Origin of the sequence: Agrobacterium sp. SORGH_AS_0440 (assembly GCF_031453135.1) — a bacterium.
GTDB classification, from domain to species: Bacteria; Pseudomonadota; Alphaproteobacteria; order Rhizobiales; family Rhizobiaceae; genus Agrobacterium; species Agrobacterium pusense.
The window spans coordinates 146,522-167,901 of the sequence record NZ_JAVIYR010000001.1 but is presented as its reverse complement, the minus strand read 5'-3'; the positions used below and the strand labels follow the sequence as shown (position 1 = coordinate 167,901).

Here is a 21,380-nt window from a genome sequence, read left to right as displayed (position 1 = left end):
AACCCCGGATCAGGTCCGGGGTGACTGGTGTGGAAACGGTAGGGATAAAAGCCGCGTGTCTGGTGCAGCCCTAATACGGAAGCCCCACGTAATTTTCCGCAAGCGCGGTGGAAGCGGCGCGCGATTGGACGAGATAATCCAGTTCCGCCTCCTGAATGCGCTGGCCGAAATCCCCCGTATCGGGAAAACGATGCATCATCGTCGTCATCCACCAAGAGAAGCGCACCGCCTTCCACACGCGGGAAAGCGCCTTCTGCGAATAGGCGTCGATGCCAGCTTCAGACCTGTCGCGATAAAACTCTATCAGCGCCTCGCTCAGATAATGTACGTCGCTGGCGGCAAGGTTCAGGCCCTTGGCACCCGTTGGCGGCACGATATGGGCGGCATCCCCCGCTAAAAACAGCCGTCCGAACCGCATTGGTTCACTGACGAAGGAACGGAGCGGCGCGATCGATTTTTCAAAGGAGGGGCCGGTCACCATCGCATCCGCATGGTTTTCCGGCAGGCGACGGCGGATTTCATCCCAGAAACGTTCATCGCTCCAGTCTTCAGGCCGGTCCTCGAGCGAACATTGAATGTAATAACGGCTGCGCGTGTGCGAGCGCATGGAACAGAGGGCAAAACCGCGCGGATGGTTGGCGTAGATGAGTTCGTGGTTGACCGGCGGCACTTCGGCCAGAATGCCGAGCCAGCCGAAGGGGTAGACCTTCTCGAATTCCCTGATCGCGCCTTGCGGCACGGATTTTCGGCTCACCCCGTGGAAACCATCGCAGCCGGCAATGAAATCGCAATCGATCCGGTGGGTTACGCCATCTTTCTGATAGGTTACATAAGGGCTTTCGCCATCGAAATCATGCGGCTCGACATCAGATGCATCGTAGATGGTCGAGAGGCCGGCCGCTTCGCGCACATCCATCAGGTCATGGGTCACTTCCGTTTGACCATAGACCATCACACGCTTGCCGCCGGTCAGATCGAATAGATCGATACGATGGTCGCGACCGTCGAAGGTCAGCGAAAAACCGTCATGCGGCAGACCCTCGCGGCGCAGGCGTTTATCCGCGCCGGCCTTTTCCATGAGCTGTACCGTGCCTTCTTCCAGCACGCCGGCGCGGACGCGGCCGAGAATGTATTCCTTGCTGACCCGGTCGAGAATGACGGTCTCGACACCGGCTTTCGCCAGAAGCTGGCCAAGCAACAGCCCCGATGGACCGGAGCCGATGATGACGACCTGTGTACGCATTGTTTCCTCCCGAACTTGTCTCCGGTCAAGAAATTGACCAAGCGTTGCCGGAAGCTCAATGGACTTTCCGGTCCGTAAATTGCACAATCCGACCATCGGGCGCAGGAGGGGGATGAGATGCGTGTGACTGCCAATGAAGGGCTCTATGGTGAGGAAGCCGCGCAGGGCAGCGATTTTCGCTTCCATTGCGAAACGCTTTTTTCGCGGAGCAGCCTGCATCGCTTTGAAATCGGCCTGCATCGCCATTCTGCTTTTTTGCAAATCTTGTACATTTTTGGCGGCGAGGGTGATGCCTTGCTGGATGGCCGCATCGAGCCGATCCGCCCACCGGTCGCCATCATCGTGCCACCCGGTTTCGAACACGGCTTCCGTTTTTCCCGCGATATCGGCGGCGTGATCGTCACCATGCTGCAGGGCGCGCTGCCGGCATCGGTGCAGGCGCTTCTGCTGCGGAATTTCTCCCAACCGGTGCTTCTGCCCGTGCAGGATTTTGCCGATGGAGAAGGAGTGCGCAGCGGGTTCGAACGGATTTCCGCGGAATATGAGGCCCGTGAGATCGGTCGCGACGCGATGATAGAAGGCCAGCTTGCGACCGTCGTAGCGCTTCTTTCACGGGCGGCGCAGCCGCTTCTGGAAACAAGCGGTGAGGGACTGGCGGAGCAGCGTTTCGAACGGTTGCTGTCGCTGATCGCCCGCCACATCCGCGAGCCGCAGAAAGCCGGTTTTTATGCGAGGAAGCTCGGCCTTTCGGAAACGCACCTCAACCGGCTTGTCCGTTCCGTTTCCGGGCTCAGCCTGCAGCGGCTGATTGCCAAGCGCCAGATCGAGATCGCCCAGCAGGAACTGGTCTTCACCGTCTCCAGCGTACAGATGATCGCGGAGGGTCTTGGATTTGCCGATCCCGCTTATTTCAACCGCTTCTTCAGGCGGGAAACCGGCATGACGCCGCGCGCCTGGCGGCTCGCCGAGCAGCGCAAGATGGGCGATACTGGCGCGCGGCAGATGCCGCTTCAGACCAGCATTCTCGCCAGTTCCCGCTGAACGGACAGAAGTGCGGGCAAATATCGCTCCACCAGATCATCCATCGAAGCGACCGAGGCGGCGAGCCCGACATTCAGCGCGGCAACCGTTTGGCCACGCACGCTTTTCAGCGGCACGGCGATGGAGCGAAGGCCGATTTCGACTTCCTGATCGATCAACGCATAACCGCGATGGCCGGTCACCTCGATTTCGGTGAGCAAGGCCTGAATATCGGTAATGGTTTTTTCCGTGCGGGCGACCAGCCGGGAGGCTTCGAGAATGTCGCGCTGGCGTTCGGGCGGCTGAGCGGAAAGAAGAACACGGCCCATCGAGGTGCAATAGGCGGGCAGGCGCGACCCCGGCATGAGCGCAATCGACATGACCCGCTGCTGGGCGGCGCGGGCCACATAAACGATTTCGGTTTCGTCCAGGATAGAGACGGAGGTGCTCTGGCCGATCTCCTCCGAAAGGCGATCGATGAGCGGCTGGACGATTTTGGGAAGCGGCATGGTGGCGAGGCAGCCGGTTCCGAGCCGCAGCACCTTCGGCGTGACGGTAAAGAATTTGCCGTCATAGGCGGCATAACCAAGCTCCGATAGCGTGAGCAGGCAGCGGCGTGTGGTGGCGCGGTCCAGTCCGGCGATCTCGGCGGCATCGGAGATGGAAAGCCGCGGCCGCTCGGCGCTGAAGGCTTCGATCACGCGCAATCCCTTGGCGAGACCGCCCATCATGTCTCTTTCATTGACGGCCATGGCTACGCTCCATTTGTGCGATATACGAACAAAAATCATATAACGCACAAAATCCTTGCCGTCGAGGCAATTTCAGCTTTACCTCATGGCCAAGCAGCCCTGCCGGTCCATCCGCTCGGCTGGATGGAGGTTTTGAGAATGGACAAGACAATCAAGAGCGCGGAAGAGGCGCTTGCTGGCATCGGCGATGGTGCGACGATCATGATCGGCGGTTTTGGCGGCTCCGGCGCGCCGATCGAGCTGATCCACGCACTGATCGACAAGGGACCGAAGGACCTTACCGTCATCAACAACAATGCCGGCAACGGCCGCATCGGCATCGCCGCGATGATCGATGCGGGCATGGTCAAGAAGATGATCTGTTCCTTCCCGCGCTCTTCGGATCCGCGCGCCTTCACCGATCGCTATCTGGCCGGCGAAATCGAACTGGAGCTGGTGCCGCAGGGCACGCTTGCCGAGCGCATTCGCGCTGGCGGTTCCGGTATTCCGGCCTTCTACACCCCGACAGGTTTCGGTACGGAACTGGCAGAAGGCAAGGTAATCGCGGAATTCGACGGCCGCTCCTACGTGCAGGAGCGCTGGCTGAAGGCCGATTTTGCCATCGTCAAGGCCGAGCTTGGCGACACCTATGGCAACCTCACCTACAACAAGGCCGGGCGCAATTTTAACCCGCTGATGTGCATGGCCGCGAAAACCACCATTGCGCAGGTCTCGAAGATCGTCGCCGCCGGCGAGATCGATCCGGAGCATGTCGTGACGCCGGGTATTTTCGTGAACGGCGTCGTGGAAATTTCAGATCCGCAACAGGAAGAAGTCCTCATTCGCGCGGGAGTAGCCTACGCATGACCACGACCATCGACACCCGCGAAGACATCAAGCTTTCCAACGCCCAGATCGCCTGGCGCGCGGCACAGGACATCGAAGATGGCGCCTACGTCAATCTCGGCATCGGTTTTCCCGAAATGGTGGCGCGCTATCAGCCACCCGGCCGTCAGGCGATCTTCCACACCGAAAATGGCATCCTGAATTTCGGCGAAGCGCCGCCGGAAGGCGAGGAGGACTGGAACCTCATCAATGCCGGCAAGAAGGCCGTGACGCTGAAACCGGGCGCCGCCTTCTTCCACCATGCCGACAGCTTCGCCATGGTGCGTGGCGGACATCTGGATGTGGCGATCCTCGGGGCCTATCAGGTGGCCCAGAATGGCGATCTCGCCAATTGGCGCGTCGGCTCCAGGGGTGTGCCAGCCGTCGGTGGGGCCATGGATCTGGTTCATGGGGCCAAGCAGGTCTTCGTCATCACCGAACATGTGACCAAGAATGGCGAGCCAAAGCTGGTTGAGAAATGCGCCTTCCCGCTGACCGGCGTCGGCTGCATCACCCGCATCTATACCAGCCACGCGGTGATTGACGTGGTTGATGGCCGCTTCGTGCTGCGTGAAAAACTGCCGGCAATGACGTTCGATGAATTGCAGGCCATGACCGGCGCGCCGCTTCATGTGGATGGCACGGTTGCTGATCTCGTTGCACCGGAACTTTGAGGAAACACTGATGACCGAAGCCTATATCTGCGATTACATCCGCACGCCCATTGGCCGTTTCGGCGGTGCGCTTTCTTCCGTGAGGGCGGATGACCTCGGCGCGGTGCCGCTGAAGGCGCTGATGGAACGCAATCCTTCAATCGACTGGGAAGCCGTCGAGGATGTGATCTTCGGCTGCGCCAATCAGGCGGGTGAGGATAACCGCAACGTGGCGCGCATGTCGTTGCTGCTCGCCGGCCTGCCGGTGTCGGTAACCGGAACGACCATCAATCGTTTGTGCGGCTCCGGCATGGATGCCGTCATTGCTGCCGCCCGCGCCGTCAAATCGGGCGAGGCGGAGCTGATGATTGCCGGCGGCGTCGAAAGCATGAGCCGCGCGCCCTTCGTTCTGCCCAAGGCGGAGAGCGCTTTTTCGCGCAACGCCGAAATCTACGACACCACCATCGGCTGGCGTTTCGTCAACCCGCTGATGAAGGCGCAATATGGCGTCGATTCCATGCCGGAAACGGGTGACAATGTCGCGGTCGATTATCAGGTCTCCCGCGAGGATCAGGATGCCTTCGCCGTGCGCAGTCAGCAGAAGGCGGCGGATGCGCAGGCCAATGGCCGTCTCGACAGGGAAATCGTTTCGGTAACGATCCCCCAGCGCAAGGGCGATCCACTTGTCGTCTCGAAGGACGAACATCCGCGGGCCACAAGCCTCGAAGCGCTGGCTAAGCTGAAGCCGGTGAACAAGCGCGAGGGCGCTACGGTAACGGCGGGCAATGCGTCTGGCGTCAATGATGGTGCGGCCGCGCTTATCATCGCGTCAGCCGAGGCTGCGAAGAAATATGGCCTCACTCCCATCGCCCGTATCCTCGGTGGCGCCGCTGCCGGCGTGCCGCCGCGCGTCATGGGCATCGGCCCGGCTCCGGCCTCCGCCAAACTTCTGGCGCGGCTCGGGCTGAAGCAGGAACAGCTCGATGTGATCGAGCTGAACGAGGCTTTCGCGAGCCAGGGCCTCGCGACGCTACGCCAGCTCGGCATTGCCGATGACGATGCGCGGGTAAATGCGAATGGCGGTGCCATCGCGCTCGGCCATCCGCTCGGCATGTCCGGTGCGCGTATCGCCGGCACGGCGGCGCTCGAACTTTCCTTGAAGGGCAAGCGGCTGGCGCTCGCCACCATGTGTATCGGCGTCGGGCAGGGTATCGCCGTCGCGCTGGAGCGGATCTGACGGAATAACGGCTTCAGCATCGTGATAACGGTGCCAATGCCGCCGTAAACCGGTACGAATGCCCGCTGCCGCAGCTTCCTTAGTGTGACAGTGGCCATTCAGGTTACTCGGCAGGTGATTTTTTCGCTCTGACACATCCCAGCCCCCTCATTCCTGTGCTTGTCACAGGAATACAGCCGACGCGCGTCTGCGCGGCGGGAAGACTCCTCTCAGCCCAGGGACTTGGGCTGGCTGAATCTCTGTGACAAGCACAAAGATGAGGAGAGGAGGCGTGCTGGGCCAAGCAAGCCGGCCCTGCGATGCAGGCCCCGGTCGATTATTCCCTGATAAAGTACTCCACGCTCTTATCCCTCTGCACATGTTGGATTCCATCATAATCCGTGACATGTTTTGCGAGATATGACAGGAATCTTTGCGTCTACGGGGCACCCGCATGAAACGTCCGACCATTACCGATGTTGCAAAGGCCGCCGGCGTCAGCGTCGCCACGGTCGACCGGGTGCTGAACGGCCGCCTGCCGGTGCGGGAGGAAACCTCGCGGCGTGTGTTCGAGGCCGCGGAGAAGATCGGCTTTCATGCCACCAACATCATTCGTCAGCGTATGCTGGCGGATATGCCTTCCTATGGCCTTGGCATCATTCTGCGCAAGGAACGGCACGCCTTTTATCAGACCTTTGCCGACGAGCTGGAGCTTGCGGCGCGCAACATCCGGGATCGCCACGTCAATCTGCGCATCGAATTTGCGCAATCCGGTGAGCCGGCGGAGCTTGCGGCGCTGCTTATGGGCATGAAGGGCCGGGTACAGGCGGTGGCCGCTACCGGGCCGGACCACCACGATGTCACGGCCGCCGTCGAGGCATTGAAGATCAAGGGCATTCCGACATTCTCGCTGCTTTCCGATTTTGCCCAGGGCGTGCGGGAGGCTTATCTCGGTGTCAACAGCATGAAGGTGGGGCGCACAGCGGCGTGGATGATCTCACGACTGGCGCGCAGCAAGGGCAAGGTGCTTCTGCTGCTTGGCGGTCACCGGTTTCATGGTCACTCGCTGCGCGAAACCGGCTTTCGCAGCTACATGCGTGAATATGCGCCGGAATTTGAGGTTATGGATGCCCTGATCACGCTGGAAACGCGACGCGTAACCTATGAGCTCGTGATGGACTCTATCGCCAAGCACAGGGATCTCGTCGGCATCTATTGCGTGGGCGGCGGCATGGAGGGCGTGATAGAGGCACTTCAACACGAAAAGCGGCAGGAACCCATCGTCTGCCTTGTCAACGAACTGACCCCCTTGTCCCGCCAGGCACTGCTGGAAGGCAGCATCAGCGGCGTGTTCCAGACCCCGCTGCGCGAATTGTGCGCCGATCTCATTGCAACCATGGTTCACACTATCGAACATGGCATGGCGGAGACGCCGGGACAGCGTTTCCTTCCTGCCCATCTCTGGGTTCCTGAAAGCCTTTGATGGTTTGATAGATTACATCATATCGCGTCCGCCCGTTTCTATCATGCTTGATGGTTTTGCCTGCTGCTGACGCGTTGACGTGGTGACCGGACTAGGAAATCTTGCCTGCCTGTGGAGCGGACAGGAGGCCGACCTTCACAGCATGAGATTACGTCGGGGTTGCTTGACGCTGCGGATATTCCTTCGCGGCGCGGGGGCAGCTTTTTCCGGAAAGCCGTGACGGCGCCATTCGAGCGCGATGGTGCGGCCGGTTCTTTTCAAGGTTTGGAGGGGGAACGAGATGAAAAGACATTTCGCCAATGCAGCCTTCGCGACCATGCGGACGACGGGCGCGCCGGTGCAGGCCGTTGGAGTTTCGATGGCGCTGAAACCTGCCAGAAACGATGCGGCAGACAGGAGGGTCTTCGTGCTCTTCGAGCTGGTAACGCCCACCAATCTCAAAAACCATCAGGCCGGGAACTGAGCCATGGCCGTGCCTGCCGGCTTCTGCGCTCCCCGGGGGAGTGCCGCCGGAGGGGCCTGACGCGCCGCAGCCGGGCACGACCGGCTACGGCAAAAACTGGACAATGCAATCAGCAGCGATTTCCGCGGGAGGAAACCTTGAAAAAACTATTGATGGCGACGGCACTCTGTATCTTCGCGACACCGGCTCTGGCCGAGACCCGAATTGCAGTCTCGATGACGTCTTTCGACAATCCGTTTCTGACGATCCTGCTCAACGGCATAAGGGCCGAGGCCGGGCGCGACAAGACCATCGAGCTTCTGGTCGAGGATGCCCAGCTCGATCCTTCAAAGCAGCTGAATCAGGTGCAGAACTTCATTGCCAATGGCGTCGATGCGATCATCGTCAACGCCGTCGATGGTGACGCTACCTCGGCGATCACCAAGGCCGCATCCGCTGCGAAAATTCCGCTTGTCTATGTGAACCATCCGCCGGCTGAGCTGGAAACCGGGCTGCCTGACGGCACGGCATTTGTCGGCTCCAACGAACTTGATTCCGGCACCATGGAAGCCGAAGCCGCCTGCAAGCTGATGGGCGGCAAGGGCAAGGCCGTCATTCTGATGGGCCCTTTGGAAAACCATGCGGCGCTGGTTCGCACCAAGGATGTGGAAACGGTGTTCTCCAAGCCGGACTGCAAGATCGAAATCCTTGAAAAGCAGACGGCGAACTGGAGCCGCACGCAGGCACAGGACCTCGTTTCCTCCTGGCTGACGGCGGGCATACAGTTCGATGCGGTCATCGCCAACAACGATGAAATGGCGATTGGCGCCGTGCAGGCGCTGAAGGCAGCGGGCGTATCCATGAAGGACGTCGTCATTGCCGGCATTGACGCGACACCCGATGGACTTGCCGCGATGCAGGCGGGCGATCTCGATATCACCGTCTACCAGAATGCGACGAAGCAGGGCGAGGTCTCCGTTCAGACGGCGGTGAAGGCCGCTGCCGGTCAAAGCACCGAAAAGACGCTCTGGGTGCCCTTCGAACTCGTCACGCCGGAAAACATGTCCGCCTATGCCAAATGAGCCGGGGCTTCGGCCCCGTCCCTTATCCCACCGACTGGAAACAGCCATGAAACATACGCTCGATCCCCACATGTTCCGGCATCTTTCGCTGGCCGAGACCTGCCGCAAGGTCGCAGAGCTCGGTTACGACTATGTCGAACTTTCACCCCGTCCGGATTTTCTGTCCTGGTGGACGCGACCGAAGGTCTATCCCGAGCGCGTCGCCGAATTCAAAAAGGCCCTGAAGGATCACGGCGTCGGCCTTGCCACGCTGCAGCCCATGTATCGCTGGGCGAGCCCGTATCCGGACGAATGGGAGGTGGCGATCGACAACTGGAAACGCGCCATCGAGATTGCGGTCGAGATGGAGTGCCCGATGTTCGTTTCGGAATTCGGCCGTGGAGGCTCGCCGGAGCGCAGCCTCAACGACCGGTCCGGCCTGCACCGTCCGGAAACCTGCGAAGCGCAGTTCTTCCGCGCCATGGATGTTCTGGTGCCGATCCTCGAGCGGGAGGGGCTGGTGCTGTCGCTGGAGGCGCATCCCGAAGACTGGGTCGAGGAAATCGCGCCGGCCATCGACATCATCAAGACCATCAATTCCAAGGCGGTAAAGGCCTCCTTCATCGCGCCTCACACCTTCTTTTACGGTCCTGACATGGTTGCCAACCTGCGCGCGACCGAAGGTCATCTGGTGCATGTGCGCCTTGCCGATACCTATGACCACACCAAATCGTCGCAGCTGCGCTACATCGTTAATCCGCCCGGCGCCAAAGTCAGGGTGCACCAGCACACGGATTTCGGCCAAGGCGAGATCGACTGGGAGATATTCTTCGCCACGCTGGCCGACATGAAATTCGACGGTGTGCTGTCGAACTGCGTCTTTGCCTGGGAAGATCGTGTCGATGAAAGCGCGCGTTTCATGCTCAGCGAAACCCGGCGATATGTCGCCAAATACTGGAAATGAGGTTTTCAGATGACTGTGAAAATTGGTGTCATCGGCACCGGTGCCATCGGGCGCGATCACGCCCGACGTATCAATGAGGTTCTGGGCGGTGCGAAGGTCGTTGCGCTGAGCGACGTCAACCGCGCCTCGTCCGAAGCGGTCAAAAAAGACATCGCCCCTGATGCCGCCATTTTCGCCACCGGCGAGGAGCTCATCGCATCAGCTGATGTGGATGCCGTGCTTGTCACTTCCTGGGGCGCGACGCATGAGCAATATGTGTTGGCGGCCATCGCCGCCGGCAAGCCGTGCTTCTGCGAAAAGCCGCTGGCGACGACGGCAGAGGGCGCGAAGCGGATCGTCGATGCTGAGGTGGCGCATGGCAAACGGCTGGTGCAGGTGGGTTTCATGCGCCGCTACGACGCCGGTTACGTGGCGCTGAAAAAGACCGTGGACACCATGATCGGCGCCCCGATCATGGTCCATGCCGCCCATCGCAACCCGACCGTTCCGGAGCAGTATGTGACGCCCATGGCGATCCACGACACGATGATCCATGAGATCGACGTGCTGCGCTGGCTGCTCGATGACGACTATGTGTCGGCCCGGGTTCTCTTTCCACGTGCCGCCGCCCGCAGCCATGCAAAGCTGAGGGACCCGCAGATCGTCATTCTGGAAACGGCCAGGGGCACGATCATCGACGTCGAAATCTTCGTGAACTGCCACTACGGTTACGACATACAGTGCCAGGTGGTCGGCGAGGACGGCATTGCCAGCCTGCCGGAGCCGATGGCGATACAGACGCGGCTCGGCGCCAAGCTGCAGAACGATATTCTCACCGACTGGAAGGATCGTTTCATCGCCAGCTACGACGTCGAATTGCAGGACTTCATCCATGCGGCGGCGAAGGGAACAGCCTCCGGCCCCAATTCCTGGGACGGCTACGTGGCCGCGATCACCTCCGATGCCTGCGTCGCCGCGCAGGAGACGGACGGAGCAGCCGTCGCAATCAGGCTTCCCGCCCGTCCCGCCCTTTATCAGTGAGGTCTTTCATGCGTTTTGCCATCAACCACATCACCGCCCCGGCGCTTTCGCTCGAGGACTTCTTCCAGACCGCGCGCGAACTCGGCCTCACCGAGGTCGAGATCCGCAACGACCTGCCGGATATTGTCGGTACGGTGACACCGGCGCAGGTGAAGGCGGCGGCCGACAAGGCCGGCGTGACGATCATCTCCATCAACGCGCTTTATCCCTTCAACGTCTGGTCGGGCGACCTGCCGCAGCGCGCCGTCGCCATGGCCGATTACGCCGCGGCGAGCGGTGCAAAAGCGCTGGTCATGTGCCCGCTCAATGACGGCAGGGCGGTTTCCTTCGACGATCTCGTGACGGCGCTGAAGGCCATGAAGCCGATCCTTGAGGAGAGGGGCCTTACCGGTCTTGTCGAACCGCTCGGCTTCCCGGTCTCCTCGCTGCGCACCAAGACCGAGGCGGTGAGAGCCATTGATGTGGCCGCCGGCGGCGATGTCTACAGGCTGGTGCACGATACCTTCCACCATCACCTCGCGGGCGAAACGGCGTTTTTCCCCGAACGCACCGGTCTCGTCCACATTTCCGGCGTCACCGACCCCGCCGTCTCCGTCGCCGACATGCTGGATGCCCACCGCGTCCTGGTGGATGGCGCCGACCGGCTGGAGAATATCGCCCAGATCAGGGCGCTGGAGGCCGCCGGTTACAAGGGCCCCTACAGCTTCGAGCCCTTTGCGACGGAGGTTCATGACCTGAAGGACCCGGCCGCTGCCGTGAAAGCCAGCATCGACCACATCGCCGGCGCGCTCTGACCGCGCTGCCGCCCGCGGTGAAACGCGGGCGGCAACCGGACGATCGCCCAAGCCGGAGAAATCAATTCCGCATTTACGGATGATGCTGTAGTCTCCGGTAACGAGAGAGCAGCAGACCGGCGCGGTTATTCTTCAGATCGATTGCGTGAGTCTTTCCGCCAGGGCCGTCCGAAGAAGAGTGGTTGAATTCCCTTTTATGAAAATAGACAGGAAAACGACGCTTAAGGACGTCGCGCGGGAGGCGAATGTTTCGCTGAGCACGGCTTCGCATGCGATCAACGGCACGGCGCCGCTCACCACGCAGGTTCGCGAGCGGGTTCTGGAAGCCGCCCGGTCGCTTGGTTATCTCGAAAACCGGCGCCAGAAGGCGACCATCGCCACCTTGCGTGTCGTCCTGCTGGCCATGACCAATGACGCGGCACCGCAGAGCGAGCTCAACATGGTCAGCTGGACAATGCTGAACGGCTTCCGCCGCGAATGCGAGCGGCGCGGCATCCGCATCGTTCCCTATGTCAGTGCAACGAGCCGGCTCGACCCCGTGGCGGTTGCCGAAGCCGTCAGGACAGATAATGTGGACGGTGTCGTGGTTCTGAATGACGACAGGCCGCAGCTGGTCGAGGCGCTTTCCGCGCTTGGCAAGCCCGTGGTGCTGATCAATGGCGAAGATCCGGCCATGATCGTCGATACGGTAACGGCGGAGAACCGGTTCGGCGCTCGCCTCGGCATCGAGCATCTGCTGTCGCTTGGGCATCGCAATATTGTGCATGTGACCTGGAAGGGCCGCACGACGATCCGCCGTCGTCATGATGGCTATAACGATGCATTCCTTGCAACGGGCCTTGCCGTTCCGGCCGATATGGTCATCGAGGTCGAGAGCTACGAACCGGAATGGGGGGAGGTGGCTATCCGCCGTCTGCTTGCCGAGCAGCGACCGCTGCGAAACGCCACCGCGATTTTCTGCGCCGCCGACAATCTGGCGCTCGGCTGTCTGAAGGCCTTGGGGGAGGCCGGCATCCGGGTGCCCGAGGATGTTTCGGTGCTGGGTTTCGATGACATCATGCCAGCCGCCTTCAGCACACCGCCTCTCAGCACCATCCAGTTGCCCGCCGACAGGCTGGGCGGGGCGGCGCTGTCGCTGCTGGAGCAGCGGCTGGTGGCGGCCGATCCCACCCGGCCGGCGCACCGGCTGGAACTCGGTTGCCGGCTGGTGCTGAGGGGCAGTATCGCCCCGCCGCGCAAATAGGCCGCTTTCCGCCGCCGCCGCGCCGATCGACGTTTTCCACGTGATATTCGATTGCAAAAACCTATCCCATGAATAGCCTGTGCGGCATGGATTCTGGAATCGGGAGGGTTCCCCGCATGTCGCACAGCAATGAAAACGTCCCTGCTCTGGCGAGGCTGGATGAGCTGGATCGGTTCTGCCGCGCCGTTTTCCTCGCTGCCGGTACGGATGACGAAACGGCCGATGCGGCGACCCGCGCCATGATGCATGGTACGCGGCTTGGCGTTGACAGCCACGGTGTGCGCCTGCTCGCTCATTATGTCACCGCACTTGAAGGCGGGCGTCTCAATCCGCGGCCGCAGATCAGCCGCGTTTCCGGCTTCGGCGCGGTGGAGACGGTGGATGCGGACAACGCCCACGGCGCCCGCGCCACCTATGCGGCCATGGAAAACGCCATGGCGCTCGCGGAAAAATTTGGCATCGGCGCGGTGGCGATCAGGAATTCCTCGCATTTCGGACCGGCTGGGGCTTATGCGCTGGAGGCGGCCCGGCAGGGCTATATCGGCCTGGCATTCTGCAATTCGGACAGTTTCGTGCGCCTGCATGATGGCGCCATGCGCTTTCACGGCACCAACCCGATTGCCATCGGCGTTCCTGCAGCGGATGACCTGCCGTGGCTGCTGGACATGGCGACCAGCGCAGTGCCCTATAATCGCGTGCTGCTTTACCGCAGCCTCGGGCAGCAATTGCCTGCGGGCGTTGCCTCGGATGGTGACGGCGTCGATACAAGGGATCCGAATGCTGCGGAAATGCTTGCCCCTGTCGGCGGCGAATTCGGCTTCAAGGGGGCGGCGCTGGCGGGAATGGTGGAGATTTTCAGTGCGGTTCTGACCGGCATGAAGCTGAGCTTCGATATCGCCCCGATGGGGGGGCCGGATTTCTCCACGCCGCGCGGGCTTGGTGCCTTCGTTCTGGCGCTGAAACCGGAAGCCTTCCTTGAGCGCGACGCGTTTGACGAGGGCATGAAGCGCTATCTCGAAGTGCTACGGGGTTCCCCCGTTCGCGAGGATTGCAAGGTCATGGCGCCTGGCGATCGCGAATGGGCGGTGGCGGCGAAGCGGGAAAGGGAAGGAGCGCCGGTCGATCCGGTCACACGCGCAGCCTTTTCGGAAATGGCGGCAAGGTTTTCGGTCAGCCCGCCCGCTTATCACTAAGCTTCCACGATTGTCGCAGCGCCCGCTCAGGCGGGACGAAGAAGCATGCTGGGGCGCGGATAGGGTGCTTTTGCGGGCCCCAGCCTTTCCGCCACGACCGGGCGGCCGATGTAATAGCCCTGCGCGTAATCGATTTCCATCTGGCGCACGAGCCTCAGCTGTTCCTCGGTTTCCACGCCTTCGATCAAAATTTTATGGCCGCGATTGCGAATGAGGCGGATCATGTCCTGCAGCATCGCCCGTCCGCGTGGGGTCTTGCTGTCATGCAGGAAGGAACGATCAATCTTGACGGTATCGAAATCCGTCATGCGCAGCCATGACAGGCCGGCGAAACCCGTTCCGAAATCATCCAGCCAGATTTTGATGCCAAGCGTCTTCAGGTCGTTCAGGCAACGCAGCACATCCGAATGCATTTCCATGTCCAGGCCTTCGGTGATTTCGAAGGCGAGCCTGTTGCCGGCAATACCGGCTTCCACGAGAATGGCCGCGACGGACGTGGCGAACCCAGGGTTCTTCAATTGCATGGGTGACACATTGACGCTGACGACATCAACCCTGTCATCGGCCAATATGTGCTTGCAGACCGTCTTGATGGTCCACAGGCCCAGTTCCATGATCGTGCCGGTACGCTCGGCGATCGGGATGAAAATGCTGGGGGCGACGGAATTGCCATCCAGCAGGCGAAGTCGCATCAGCGCCTCGACGCCTGTCGTTTCATTGGTCGAGATGTTCAAGATCGGCTGGTAGACAAGGGAAACAAGGTTCTCCGAAACTGCGATCTTCAGAAGGGCGGCGATGTTTTCCGTTTCGTCGCTGGTCTGCGGATCGTCGGGATCGAACAGCTTCATGCAATTGCGGCCATTGCCCTTGGCGATGTAAAGCGCGCGATCGGCCTCGTTGATGATCTTCTCCAGCTTGCCGTCCGGATTGGGGCGGGTGAAGGAGGCGCCGATGCTGACAGTGACGATGAAGGTGCCGTCACGGCGCTGGTCATGTGCGAGGGACAGGCTTTCCACGGTATGGCGGATCGTTTCGGCGAGCTCGCCAACCTGCTGTTTGGACTTGAATGGCGCCAGCACGATGAATTCTTCGCCGCCATAACGGCCGATCGAGGCGCCGTGCTGGATGATTGCATCCTGCAAGGCATTGCCCACGGTCACGAGACACTTGTCGCCTTCCTGGTGGCCATAACGGTCGTTGTATTTCTTGAAGAAATCGACATCGATCAGGAATACGGAAAAACCTTCTTCCTTCTTCATCCAGTTATCCCACAACAGGCGCAGATGGTGATCGATGGCGCGGCGGTTCTGCAGCCCGGTCAGGGAATCGGTATTGGAAAGACGCAGCAGCGCCTGGCCACGCTCATCCGCCGCCTTCTGCTGGGCCTTCGCTTCCAGCCCGTTGACGAAGACATGGTAGCGTTCCCTGTTCAGGTTCCAGTTCACATAAGACGTGAAGACGAAGCAGGAGATATAGAAGGTGCCGAAAGCGAATTTGTAGAAAGCGTCTTCAGGAAACTGCGTCGCCGCCAGAAAATAGGTGACGAGAATGATGCCCGATGACACCAGCGACAGATGGAATCTGAAAGTGAAAAACAGATTGGCGCCCATCATGAAGATCGCCCCGAAAACCATGTAATAGGACATGTTTTCGATATTGTCGGTCAGCAGCGATGGCAACAGCCAACCGATATAACCCATGACGAGGGCGGTCGCACAGGTGAGGTCGAGCGCTGCGGTGCTGGCTCCCCGGCGTAGCTGGATTTCCAGTGTCAGCAGCGCTGATACGGCGACCGCGAAACGTGCGACAATGGTGTAAAACGCGACGTCGGGTATCAGAACGATGTCTGAAGCGGCAAACAGAAGATAAATGAAGACAGCCGTCCACAGGCCCCGACGGATAGAACCCCGGCGGCTGCGTTCGCCTTCCTGCTGGTAAAGGGCAAGAAGTTCATCAGAAAACCGGGAGTCCGGCCGCCGATAGTCTTGCTGTCCACTCACCTCTCCCAATGTGTGCTTCATGCACTTTCCCATAGTGTTGCGTATACTTATTAAGTAACTGCTTATTCCACTTTTCCGTGTGCTGTCGCACCCAGTTCGGGTTCCTGTCGATCTCTGCCAAAGCGGATTGAGACCATGGAAAGGAAGAACGCATCATACGTTCGCAACATTAAGTTTCACTAAACCGCCTATCCTCCCAGCCGCCACCCGAGAGTGTGACCAAAAAAATACGCTAATTTACTAATCTATCCCTACACCGCGCAAAAATCGAAATCGAGTGGCCTTCGGTGTCCCAGAAACGTATAGTTAACAATGTGTTAACACTGGAGGCTGAAGTGGTGCGGGTAAAGAAGAAAAATCTGGATGGGGCAAGTCTGATCACCCCGGATACTGTCGCAAAAGAGATTTTTGCACGCAAAACGAAAACGTTCGATGAGCAGTTCGCAGTTGCAAAAGCAGAAATTGCCATCATTCTCGAATTGGCACAGCAGCAGTTCGATAATGGTATTTCAGCACATGACATAATACATCGAACGGCGGGGGCGCTGCATGGGTTGCGAGAAAAACTCCACTCAAGCGTGTGGGCTGAACTGATCCCCGTCATACAGAATCACCCCGTGTCGGAGCGTTTTCTGCAGGATCCGTTCACGCGCTGGTCGTTCGACAAGCCGCGGGGTTATTCCGGCGATGCGCAATTGCTGGACTTCATCTATGGTCACGAAAGCGTTGCCGGTCTGGTGAAGAATGCGACGCCGCTGGGGCGTGATCTTTACGACTATACGAAGGACGCCAGTTCTTCCGTGGCGGTGCGCGAGCGACGGGATCTGCTGACGAGCTTTGTCGACGAAGCGGCGGCCCGGCACGGTGAAGATACCGAAATCCTCACCATAGCGTCCGGACATCTGCGCGAGGCGGATGCTTCCGCGGCGCTGAAGGAGGGCAGGCTGCGGCGCTGGGTGGCGCTCGATCAGGACCCCTTGAGCGTCGGTTCCGTTGCCCGCGATTTCGCCGGCACCTGCATCGAGGCGATCGACGGCTCGGTGCGCGATATCGTCCTGCGCACGCAGGAGCTCGGCACTTTCGATCTGATATACGCAGCCGGTCTATACGACTACCTGAACGACCGTGTGGCGATCAAACTCACGCGGCGCTGCATGGAGATGCTGAAACCCGGCGGCATGTTCCTTTTCGCCAACTTCTCCGAGGACATCGTTGTGGACGGCTACATGGAAACCTTCATGAACTGGGCGCTGCTGTTGCGCTCGAAGGCAGATATGTGGCGGATCGTCAATGCCAGCGCCGATCCGGACAGCATCGAGGCTGAGGTGTTTTTTGGCGAGAACCACAATATAGTCTACGCGACGATGCGTAAGAAGGCATGACATCCTTCGGCTCGTCTTCCTGCCAATAACCATTTGCTTAAACCTCGTCGCGGGCCTAAGAATCCGCGCCGAATGCATTGCAGAATGGAATGGCTGAAATGAAGAGATATTATTCGGATATGGGCGGTCTGCCCGGGCAGACGGAACTCCTGTCGAGCAAGGCTGTATTCAAGACCGCCTATGCTGTCATCCCCAAGACCGTGATGTCCGATATCGTGACAAGCGTGCTGCCCCACTGGACCGGCACGCGTGCCTGGATCATCGCCCGGCCGATGACCGGCTTTTCCGAGACTTTCGCGCAATACATCGTTGAAGTGCAGCCCGGCGGCGGCAGCGACCGTCCGGAGCCGGACGCAAGGGCGCAGGCGGCGATCTTCGTCGTCGATGGCGAGATGACCGTGGAATTCGAGGGCGCCCGGCATGAGCTGCGGGAGGGCTCCTTCGCTTTCCTTCCGGCCGGCAGCCGCTGGCAGATCCGTAGTTCGGGCAAGGCGCCGGTCAAATTCCACTGGGTGCGGAAGGCGTTTCAGGCCGTAGACGGGCTGGAGCCGCCGCCGGCGATCTTCACGCATGAAGACGAGACCGCCCTTTCGGCAATGCCGGACACCGACGGCAAATGGGCGACGACCCGTTTCATCGATCCTGATGACGTGCGTTACGACATGCATCTCAACATCGTCACCTTCGAGCCGGGCGCGACCATTCCCTTCATGGAAACCCATGTCATGGAACACGGCCTTTATGTTCTTGAAGGCAAGGCCGTGTACCGGCTGAACGAGGACTGGGTGGAGGTGCAGGCCGGCGACTTCATGTGGCTGCGCGCCTATTGCCCGCAGGCGTGTTATGCGGGCGGGCCGGGCCGATTCCGCTATCTGCTCTATAAGGATGTAAACCGACACGTGAAGCTCTGGTAACGGGCCTGCGGTCTGCAAAAAACCATGAATTGTCGCGCAATCCGGCGGTTTGCGCGATAAATGCTTGCTTTGGATCGAATATCCCTAATAAATTCCCGTAGGCGGCGGCTAGTGCTGCGCCGCTCCGTTTGGTGATCCGCCTGCACCTATCCTTGAGAAGACTTGCCCGTATGACTGAGACGATCGATGCCAATGTCTTCAATCTTGCGCCCGTGGCGATGTGGATCGAGGATTTCAGCGAGGTAAAGCGCCAGTTCGATATCTGGCGGGCGGAGGGCGTAGAGGATCTCAGGGCGTTTCTTCTGGACGATCTGACAAGGGTGGCTGCCTGTTCGCAGAAGATCCGCGTCATCCAGGTCAACGCCAGGACGCTGGAACTGTTCGAGGCCCACGACCAGAACCATCTCGTTGACAATCTGCACCGCATCTTTCGCGATGACATGCTAGAGAGCCATGTGAACGAGCTTTCCGAACTCTGGGCCGGCAAGACGGAATTCACCAGCAATGCTGTCAATTATTCGATCGGTGGCAAGCGGCTGGACATTCAGTTGCGCGGCGCGGTGATACCCGGCCACGAGGACACGCTCGACCGGCTGCTTCTGACCACCGAGGATGTAACGGAGCGGGAGGAGGCCCGCCGCAAGGAGCTGCTCAACCGCCGTTATGCCGAGGGCATGTTCAAACATTCGCCTGTGTCCCTGTGGGTGGAGGATTTCAGCCGGGTAAGGCGCCTGATCGAGGAGGTCAGGGAGCGCGGCATCATCGATTTCCGGGTCTTCATGGATGTGCATCCGGAATTCGTGCGGCAATGCATGAGCGAAATCCGCGTCATCGACGTCAATCGCGCGACGCTCGACCTGTTCTGTGCGCCGGACCGGCAGGTTCTGCTGCAGCGGCTCGGCGATATTTTCCGCGACGAGATGGAAAAGCCGTTCCGCGAACAGCTGATGGAACTCTGGAACGGTAATCTCAGCCATCACCGCGAGGTGGTGAACTACGCGCTGGACGGTTCCGAGCGGCATCTGCTTTTGCATTTTTCGGTTTTTCCCGGGTATGAGCGGGACTGGTCTCTGGTGCAGGTGGCGTTGACGGATATTACCGCGCGCAAGAAAGCCGAAGCCTACCTCGAATATCTCGGCAAGCACGATGTGCTGACCAAGCTGCACAACCGCGCCTTCTATTCCGACGAGCTGAACAGGCTGGAGCGCAGCGCGTTGCGGCCCGTATCGGCGATCGTGATCGATCTCAACGGCCTGAAGGACGCGAATGACAAGCTTGGGCACGATGCTGGCGACGCCCTGTTGCGACGCATGGGCGAGGTGCTGAACGGCGTGGTGACTGCGCCGAACCATGCAGCCCGCATCGGCGGCGACGAATTCGCCATTCTTCTTCCCGGCGCCGACAAGCAGGTGGCCGCCGCCATGGTCGAAACCGTTTATGAGCTGCTGAAGATCAACAACCAGTTCTATTCCAGCGCGCCGCTCAGCCTGTCGTTGGGTGTGGCGACCAGCGAGGCAGGCGAGACGATGGAATCGTTGGTGCGCCGCGCCGATATGAATATGTACGAGCAGAAAAATGCCTATTACGCGGCGCTGCGTAACAGATCTGCCGACAATAACGACAAGACCAATGCCGGCCCCCAGCCCGAAGCCAGCTCGCTGAAGCGTTTGTCCTGAGGGTAAGACGGGTCGTCGACCCTTGCTCGCGCAATTATTTCTGATCTTCCGGCCATAAGGCCCAAGGCGGGACCCGCGCCGTCGTGGGTCCCAGTGCCTTCCGTTTCCCGATGTTCTTGCGAATGCAGGCCGTGTTTCCACGCCGTCTCGCGCGGCTTCACAAGCGCGTGAGGCCGGTTTTGCGCTGCAACAATTCTATTGTCAGAAATTTACATACGTCTTAGTATGTATGTAAATGTGACCTTTTTCATGGATTCGGAGCGCAGAATGGCGAATAGACTGGGGCAGATCGTGGCGGTGTTGTTGGCGGGCATCGTTGTGGTCGGATGTAGCGACGAGCAGGCGTCTGCCCCCGGCGCGCCGCCGTCTGGTGCAGTCAAGGTCGTGACCGTAAAGCAGGAAGAGCTGCCGATAACCAACGACCTGCCGGGCCGCATTGCTCCGACGCGACTTGCGGAAGTGCGCCCGCGTGTCTCCGGCATCATCGTTGAGCGCGTGTTCGAGCAGGGTTCGCTGGTGAAGGAAGGCGATGTCCTCTACCGCATCGATCCCGCCCCGTTCCAGGTGCGCGTCGACAGCGCCGAGGGCACGTTGCGCCGGGCGCAGGCCGCGCAGCTTCAGGCGCGCCAGACGGCCGACAGGCAGCAGCAGCTGCGCCGTTCCAACGTTGGTTCGCAGCAGGAATTCGACAACGCCATTGCCCAGCTGGCGCAGGCCGATGCCGAGGTGGCGGTGGCCGAAGCAGGCCTGGCCGAAGCGAAGCTCAATCTTCAATATGCGGATGTTAAAGCCCCGATCAGCGGCCGGATCGGCCGCGCGCGTATTACGGAAGGCGCGCTCGTCAGCGCGACCGGCTCTGAAAACCTGGCGACGATCCAGCAGCTTGATCCGATCTATGCCGACTTCACCCAGCCGGCGGCCGATCTCATTCGGCTGCGCAAGGCGCTTCAGGACGGCAAGCTGATGACCGGCCCGAATGAAGCCGAAGTCAATCTGCTCTTTGATGACGGCAGCCGTTACCCGCAGCCCGGCCGTCTGCTGTTTTCGGAGGCGGCGGTTGATGAGACCACCGGCCAGGTGACGCTGCGCGGTGAATTTCCCAATCCGAACGGCGATCTGCTGCCGGGCATGTATGTCCGCGTGCAGATCCAGCAGGGCATTCAGAAGGCTGCATTCGCGGTGCCGCAGCAGGCGGTTCAGCGCGATGCCGGCGGTCAGGCGAGCGTGCTTGTCGTCAACGCCGAAGATACGGTCGAGCAGCGGCGCGTCAGCGTCGGCCGTTCCATCGGTGACCGCTGGGTAATTTCGGAAGGGCTGAAGGATGGCGACCGCGTTGTTGCCGAAGGCTTCCAGAAGACCGCCCCGGGAGCCAAGGTGAAGCCTGAACCCTGGTCCGACGAGGCCGATGTCGCCGCTGCCGCAGGTAGCGAGAGCGCGGCTCCGGCCCAGAAGCAATAAGG

Annotated in this window: 19 protein-coding genes; 16 read left to right on the top strand and 3 right to left on the bottom strand. The window is 60.4% G+C overall.

From position 1 onward, the window contains the following. Window positions 1-70 precede the first annotated feature (70 nt). On the bottom strand, window positions 71-1,243 hold the full coding sequence (gene pobA, locus QE453_RS00805) for a 4-hydroxybenzoate 3-monooxygenase (protein WP_072493009.1): 1,173 nt from the start codon (window positions 1,241-1,243) through the stop codon (window positions 71-73). 117 nt (window positions 1,244-1,360) lie between these two features. Between pobA and QE453_RS00800 the strand changes: the two genes are divergently transcribed. Beyond that, window positions 1,361-2,284, top strand: a complete 924-nt coding sequence (locus QE453_RS00800) for a helix-turn-helix domain-containing protein (protein WP_309776178.1) — start codon at window positions 1,361-1,363, stop codon at window positions 2,282-2,284. Here the strand turns inward: QE453_RS00800 and QE453_RS00795 are convergent. Continuing rightward, complete coding sequence (locus QE453_RS00795; RefSeq protein ID WP_077986937.1) at window positions 2,254-3,015, bottom strand: IclR family transcriptional regulator; 762 nt, start codon at window positions 3,013-3,015, stop codon at window positions 2,254-2,256. The two genes, QE453_RS00800 and QE453_RS00795, sit on opposite strands and share 31 nt — an antisense overlap. A gap of 138 nt (window positions 3,016-3,153) precedes the next feature. Between QE453_RS00795 and QE453_RS00790 the strand changes: the two genes are divergently transcribed. From QE453_RS00790 to QE453_RS00740, 11 genes are all read left to right on the top strand, one after another. Beyond that, a complete protein-coding gene (locus QE453_RS00790) occupies window positions 3,154-3,861 on the top strand; it encodes a 3-oxoacid CoA-transferase subunit A (protein ID WP_004445108.1) in 708 nt (235 codons plus the stop codon). Beyond that, complete coding sequence (locus QE453_RS00785) at window positions 3,858-4,553, top strand: CoA transferase subunit B (RefSeq protein ID WP_113382274.1); 696 nt, start codon at window positions 3,858-3,860, stop codon at window positions 4,551-4,553. Before QE453_RS00790 ends, QE453_RS00785 begins: the two co-directional genes overlap by 4 nt. A 10-nt stretch (window positions 4,554-4,563) precedes the next feature. Beyond that, a complete protein-coding gene (pcaF, locus tag QE453_RS00780) occupies window positions 4,564-5,769 on the top strand; it encodes a 3-oxoadipyl-CoA thiolase (protein WP_034496710.1) in 1,206 nt (401 codons plus the stop codon). A gap of 433 nt (window positions 5,770-6,202) precedes the next feature. Continuing rightward, complete coding sequence (locus QE453_RS00775) at window positions 6,203-7,231, top strand: LacI family DNA-binding transcriptional regulator (RefSeq protein WP_077986941.1); 1,029 nt, start codon at window positions 6,203-6,205, stop codon at window positions 7,229-7,231. Between the two features lie 280 nt (window positions 7,232-7,511). Further along, window positions 7,512-7,694 (top strand): hypothetical protein, encoded by a 183-nt coding sequence (locus tag QE453_RS00770; protein ID WP_309776177.1) that lies wholly within the window; start codon window positions 7,512-7,514, stop codon window positions 7,692-7,694. Window positions 7,695-7,846: 152 nt separating this feature from the next. Further along, window positions 7,847-8,755 carry a sugar ABC transporter substrate-binding protein gene (locus QE453_RS00765; protein WP_034496704.1) on the top strand — a complete coding sequence of 303 codons (909 nt, stop codon included), beginning with the start codon at window positions 7,847-7,849 and terminating at the stop codon, window positions 8,753-8,755. Between the two features lie 46 nt (window positions 8,756-8,801). Then, on the top strand, window positions 8,802-9,698 hold the full coding sequence (locus QE453_RS00760; RefSeq protein ID WP_004445102.1) for a sugar phosphate isomerase/epimerase family protein: 897 nt from the start codon (window positions 8,802-8,804) through the stop codon (window positions 9,696-9,698). Window positions 9,699-9,707: 9 nt separating this feature from the next. After that, window positions 9,708-10,718 (top strand): Gfo/Idh/MocA family protein, encoded by a 1,011-nt coding sequence (locus QE453_RS00755; RefSeq protein ID WP_034496696.1) that lies wholly within the window; start codon window positions 9,708-9,710, stop codon window positions 10,716-10,718. A gap of 8 nt (window positions 10,719-10,726) precedes the next feature. After that, entirely contained in the window at window positions 10,727-11,512 is a 786-nt protein-coding gene (locus QE453_RS00750) for a TIM barrel protein (protein ID WP_309776176.1), read from the top strand. Window positions 11,513-11,708: 196 nt separating this feature from the next. Next, entirely contained in the window at window positions 11,709-12,755 is a 1,047-nt protein-coding gene (locus QE453_RS00745; RefSeq protein ID WP_244455340.1) for a LacI family DNA-binding transcriptional regulator, read from the top strand. A gap of 116 nt (window positions 12,756-12,871) precedes the next feature. Further along, on the top strand, window positions 12,872-13,948 hold the full coding sequence (locus QE453_RS00740) for an Ldh family oxidoreductase (protein WP_169692092.1): 1,077 nt from the start codon (window positions 12,872-12,874) through the stop codon (window positions 13,946-13,948). 26 nt (window positions 13,949-13,974) lie between these two features. Here QE453_RS00740 and QE453_RS00735 read toward each other — a convergent pair whose 3' ends face one another. Next, a complete protein-coding gene (locus tag QE453_RS00735; RefSeq protein WP_022562703.1) occupies window positions 13,975-15,969 on the bottom strand; it encodes a bifunctional diguanylate cyclase/phosphodiesterase in 1,995 nt (664 codons plus the stop codon). 314 nt (window positions 15,970-16,283) lie between these two features. Between QE453_RS00735 and QE453_RS00730 the strand changes: the two genes are divergently transcribed. From QE453_RS00730 to QE453_RS00715, 4 genes are all read left to right on the top strand, one after another. Then, window positions 16,284-17,330, top strand: coding sequence for a class I SAM-dependent methyltransferase (locus QE453_RS00730; RefSeq protein WP_309776175.1), 1,047 nt, complete (start codon window positions 16,284-16,286; stop codon window positions 17,328-17,330). Between the two features lie 89 nt (window positions 17,331-17,419). After that, window positions 17,420-18,244 carry a bifunctional allantoicase/(S)-ureidoglycine aminohydrolase gene (locus QE453_RS00725; protein ID WP_309776174.1) on the top strand — a complete coding sequence of 275 codons (825 nt, stop codon included), beginning with the start codon at window positions 17,420-17,422 and terminating at the stop codon, window positions 18,242-18,244. 170 nt (window positions 18,245-18,414) lie between these two features. Further along, complete coding sequence (locus QE453_RS00720; RefSeq protein ID WP_004445093.1) at window positions 18,415-19,920, top strand: sensor domain-containing diguanylate cyclase; 1,506 nt, start codon at window positions 18,415-18,417, stop codon at window positions 19,918-19,920. 225 nt (window positions 19,921-20,145) lie between these two features. Continuing rightward, window positions 20,146-21,378: an efflux RND transporter periplasmic adaptor subunit gene (locus QE453_RS00715; RefSeq protein ID WP_309776173.1), complete on the top strand. Its 1,233-nt coding sequence runs from the start codon at window positions 20,146-20,148 to the stop codon at window positions 21,376-21,378. Window positions 21,379-21,380 lie beyond the last annotated feature (2 nt).

Bases quoted from the DNA above. Each gene is read 5' to 3' on its own strand.
- pobA (WP_072493009.1), bottom strand. From the start codon at position 1,243: ATGCGTACACAGGTCGTCATCATCGGCTCCGGTCCATCGGGGCTGTTG.
- QE453_RS00800 (WP_309776178.1), top strand. From the start codon at position 1,361: ATGCGTGTGACTGCCAATGAAGGGCTCTATGGTGAGGAAGCCGCGCAG.
- QE453_RS00795 (WP_077986937.1), bottom strand. From the start codon at position 3,015: ATGGCCGTCAATGAAAGAGACATGATGGGCGGTCTCGCCAAGGGATTG.
- QE453_RS00790 (WP_004445108.1), top strand. From the start codon at position 3,154: ATGGACAAGACAATCAAGAGCGCGGAAGAGGCGCTTGCTGGCATCGGC.
- QE453_RS00785 (WP_113382274.1), top strand. From the start codon at position 3,858: ATGACCACGACCATCGACACCCGCGAAGACATCAAGCTTTCCAACGCC.
- pcaF (WP_034496710.1), top strand. From the start codon at position 4,564: ATGACCGAAGCCTATATCTGCGATTACATCCGCACGCCCATTGGCCGT.
- QE453_RS00775 (WP_077986941.1), top strand. From the start codon at position 6,203: ATGAAACGTCCGACCATTACCGATGTTGCAAAGGCCGCCGGCGTCAGC.
- QE453_RS00770 (WP_309776177.1), top strand. From the start codon at position 7,512: ATGAAAAGACATTTCGCCAATGCAGCCTTCGCGACCATGCGGACGACG.
- QE453_RS00765 (WP_034496704.1), top strand. From the start codon at position 7,847: ATGGCGACGGCACTCTGTATCTTCGCGACACCGGCTCTGGCCGAGACC.
- QE453_RS00760 (WP_004445102.1), top strand. From the start codon at position 8,802: ATGAAACATACGCTCGATCCCCACATGTTCCGGCATCTTTCGCTGGCC.
- QE453_RS00755 (WP_034496696.1), top strand. From the start codon at position 9,708: ATGACTGTGAAAATTGGTGTCATCGGCACCGGTGCCATCGGGCGCGAT.
- QE453_RS00750 (WP_309776176.1), top strand. From the start codon at position 10,727: ATGCGTTTTGCCATCAACCACATCACCGCCCCGGCGCTTTCGCTCGAG.
- QE453_RS00745 (WP_244455340.1), top strand. From the start codon at position 11,709: ATGAAAATAGACAGGAAAACGACGCTTAAGGACGTCGCGCGGGAGGCG.
- QE453_RS00740 (WP_169692092.1), top strand. From the start codon at position 12,872: ATGTCGCACAGCAATGAAAACGTCCCTGCTCTGGCGAGGCTGGATGAG.
- QE453_RS00735 (WP_022562703.1), bottom strand. From the start codon at position 15,969: ATGAAGCACACATTGGGAGAGGTGAGTGGACAGCAAGACTATCGGCGG.
- QE453_RS00725 (WP_309776174.1), top strand. From the start codon at position 17,420: ATGGCTGAAATGAAGAGATATTATTCGGATATGGGCGGTCTGCCCGGG.
- QE453_RS00720 (WP_004445093.1), top strand. From the start codon at position 18,415: ATGACTGAGACGATCGATGCCAATGTCTTCAATCTTGCGCCCGTGGCG.
- QE453_RS00715 (WP_309776173.1), top strand. From the start codon at position 20,146: ATGTATGTAAATGTGACCTTTTTCATGGATTCGGAGCGCAGAATGGCG.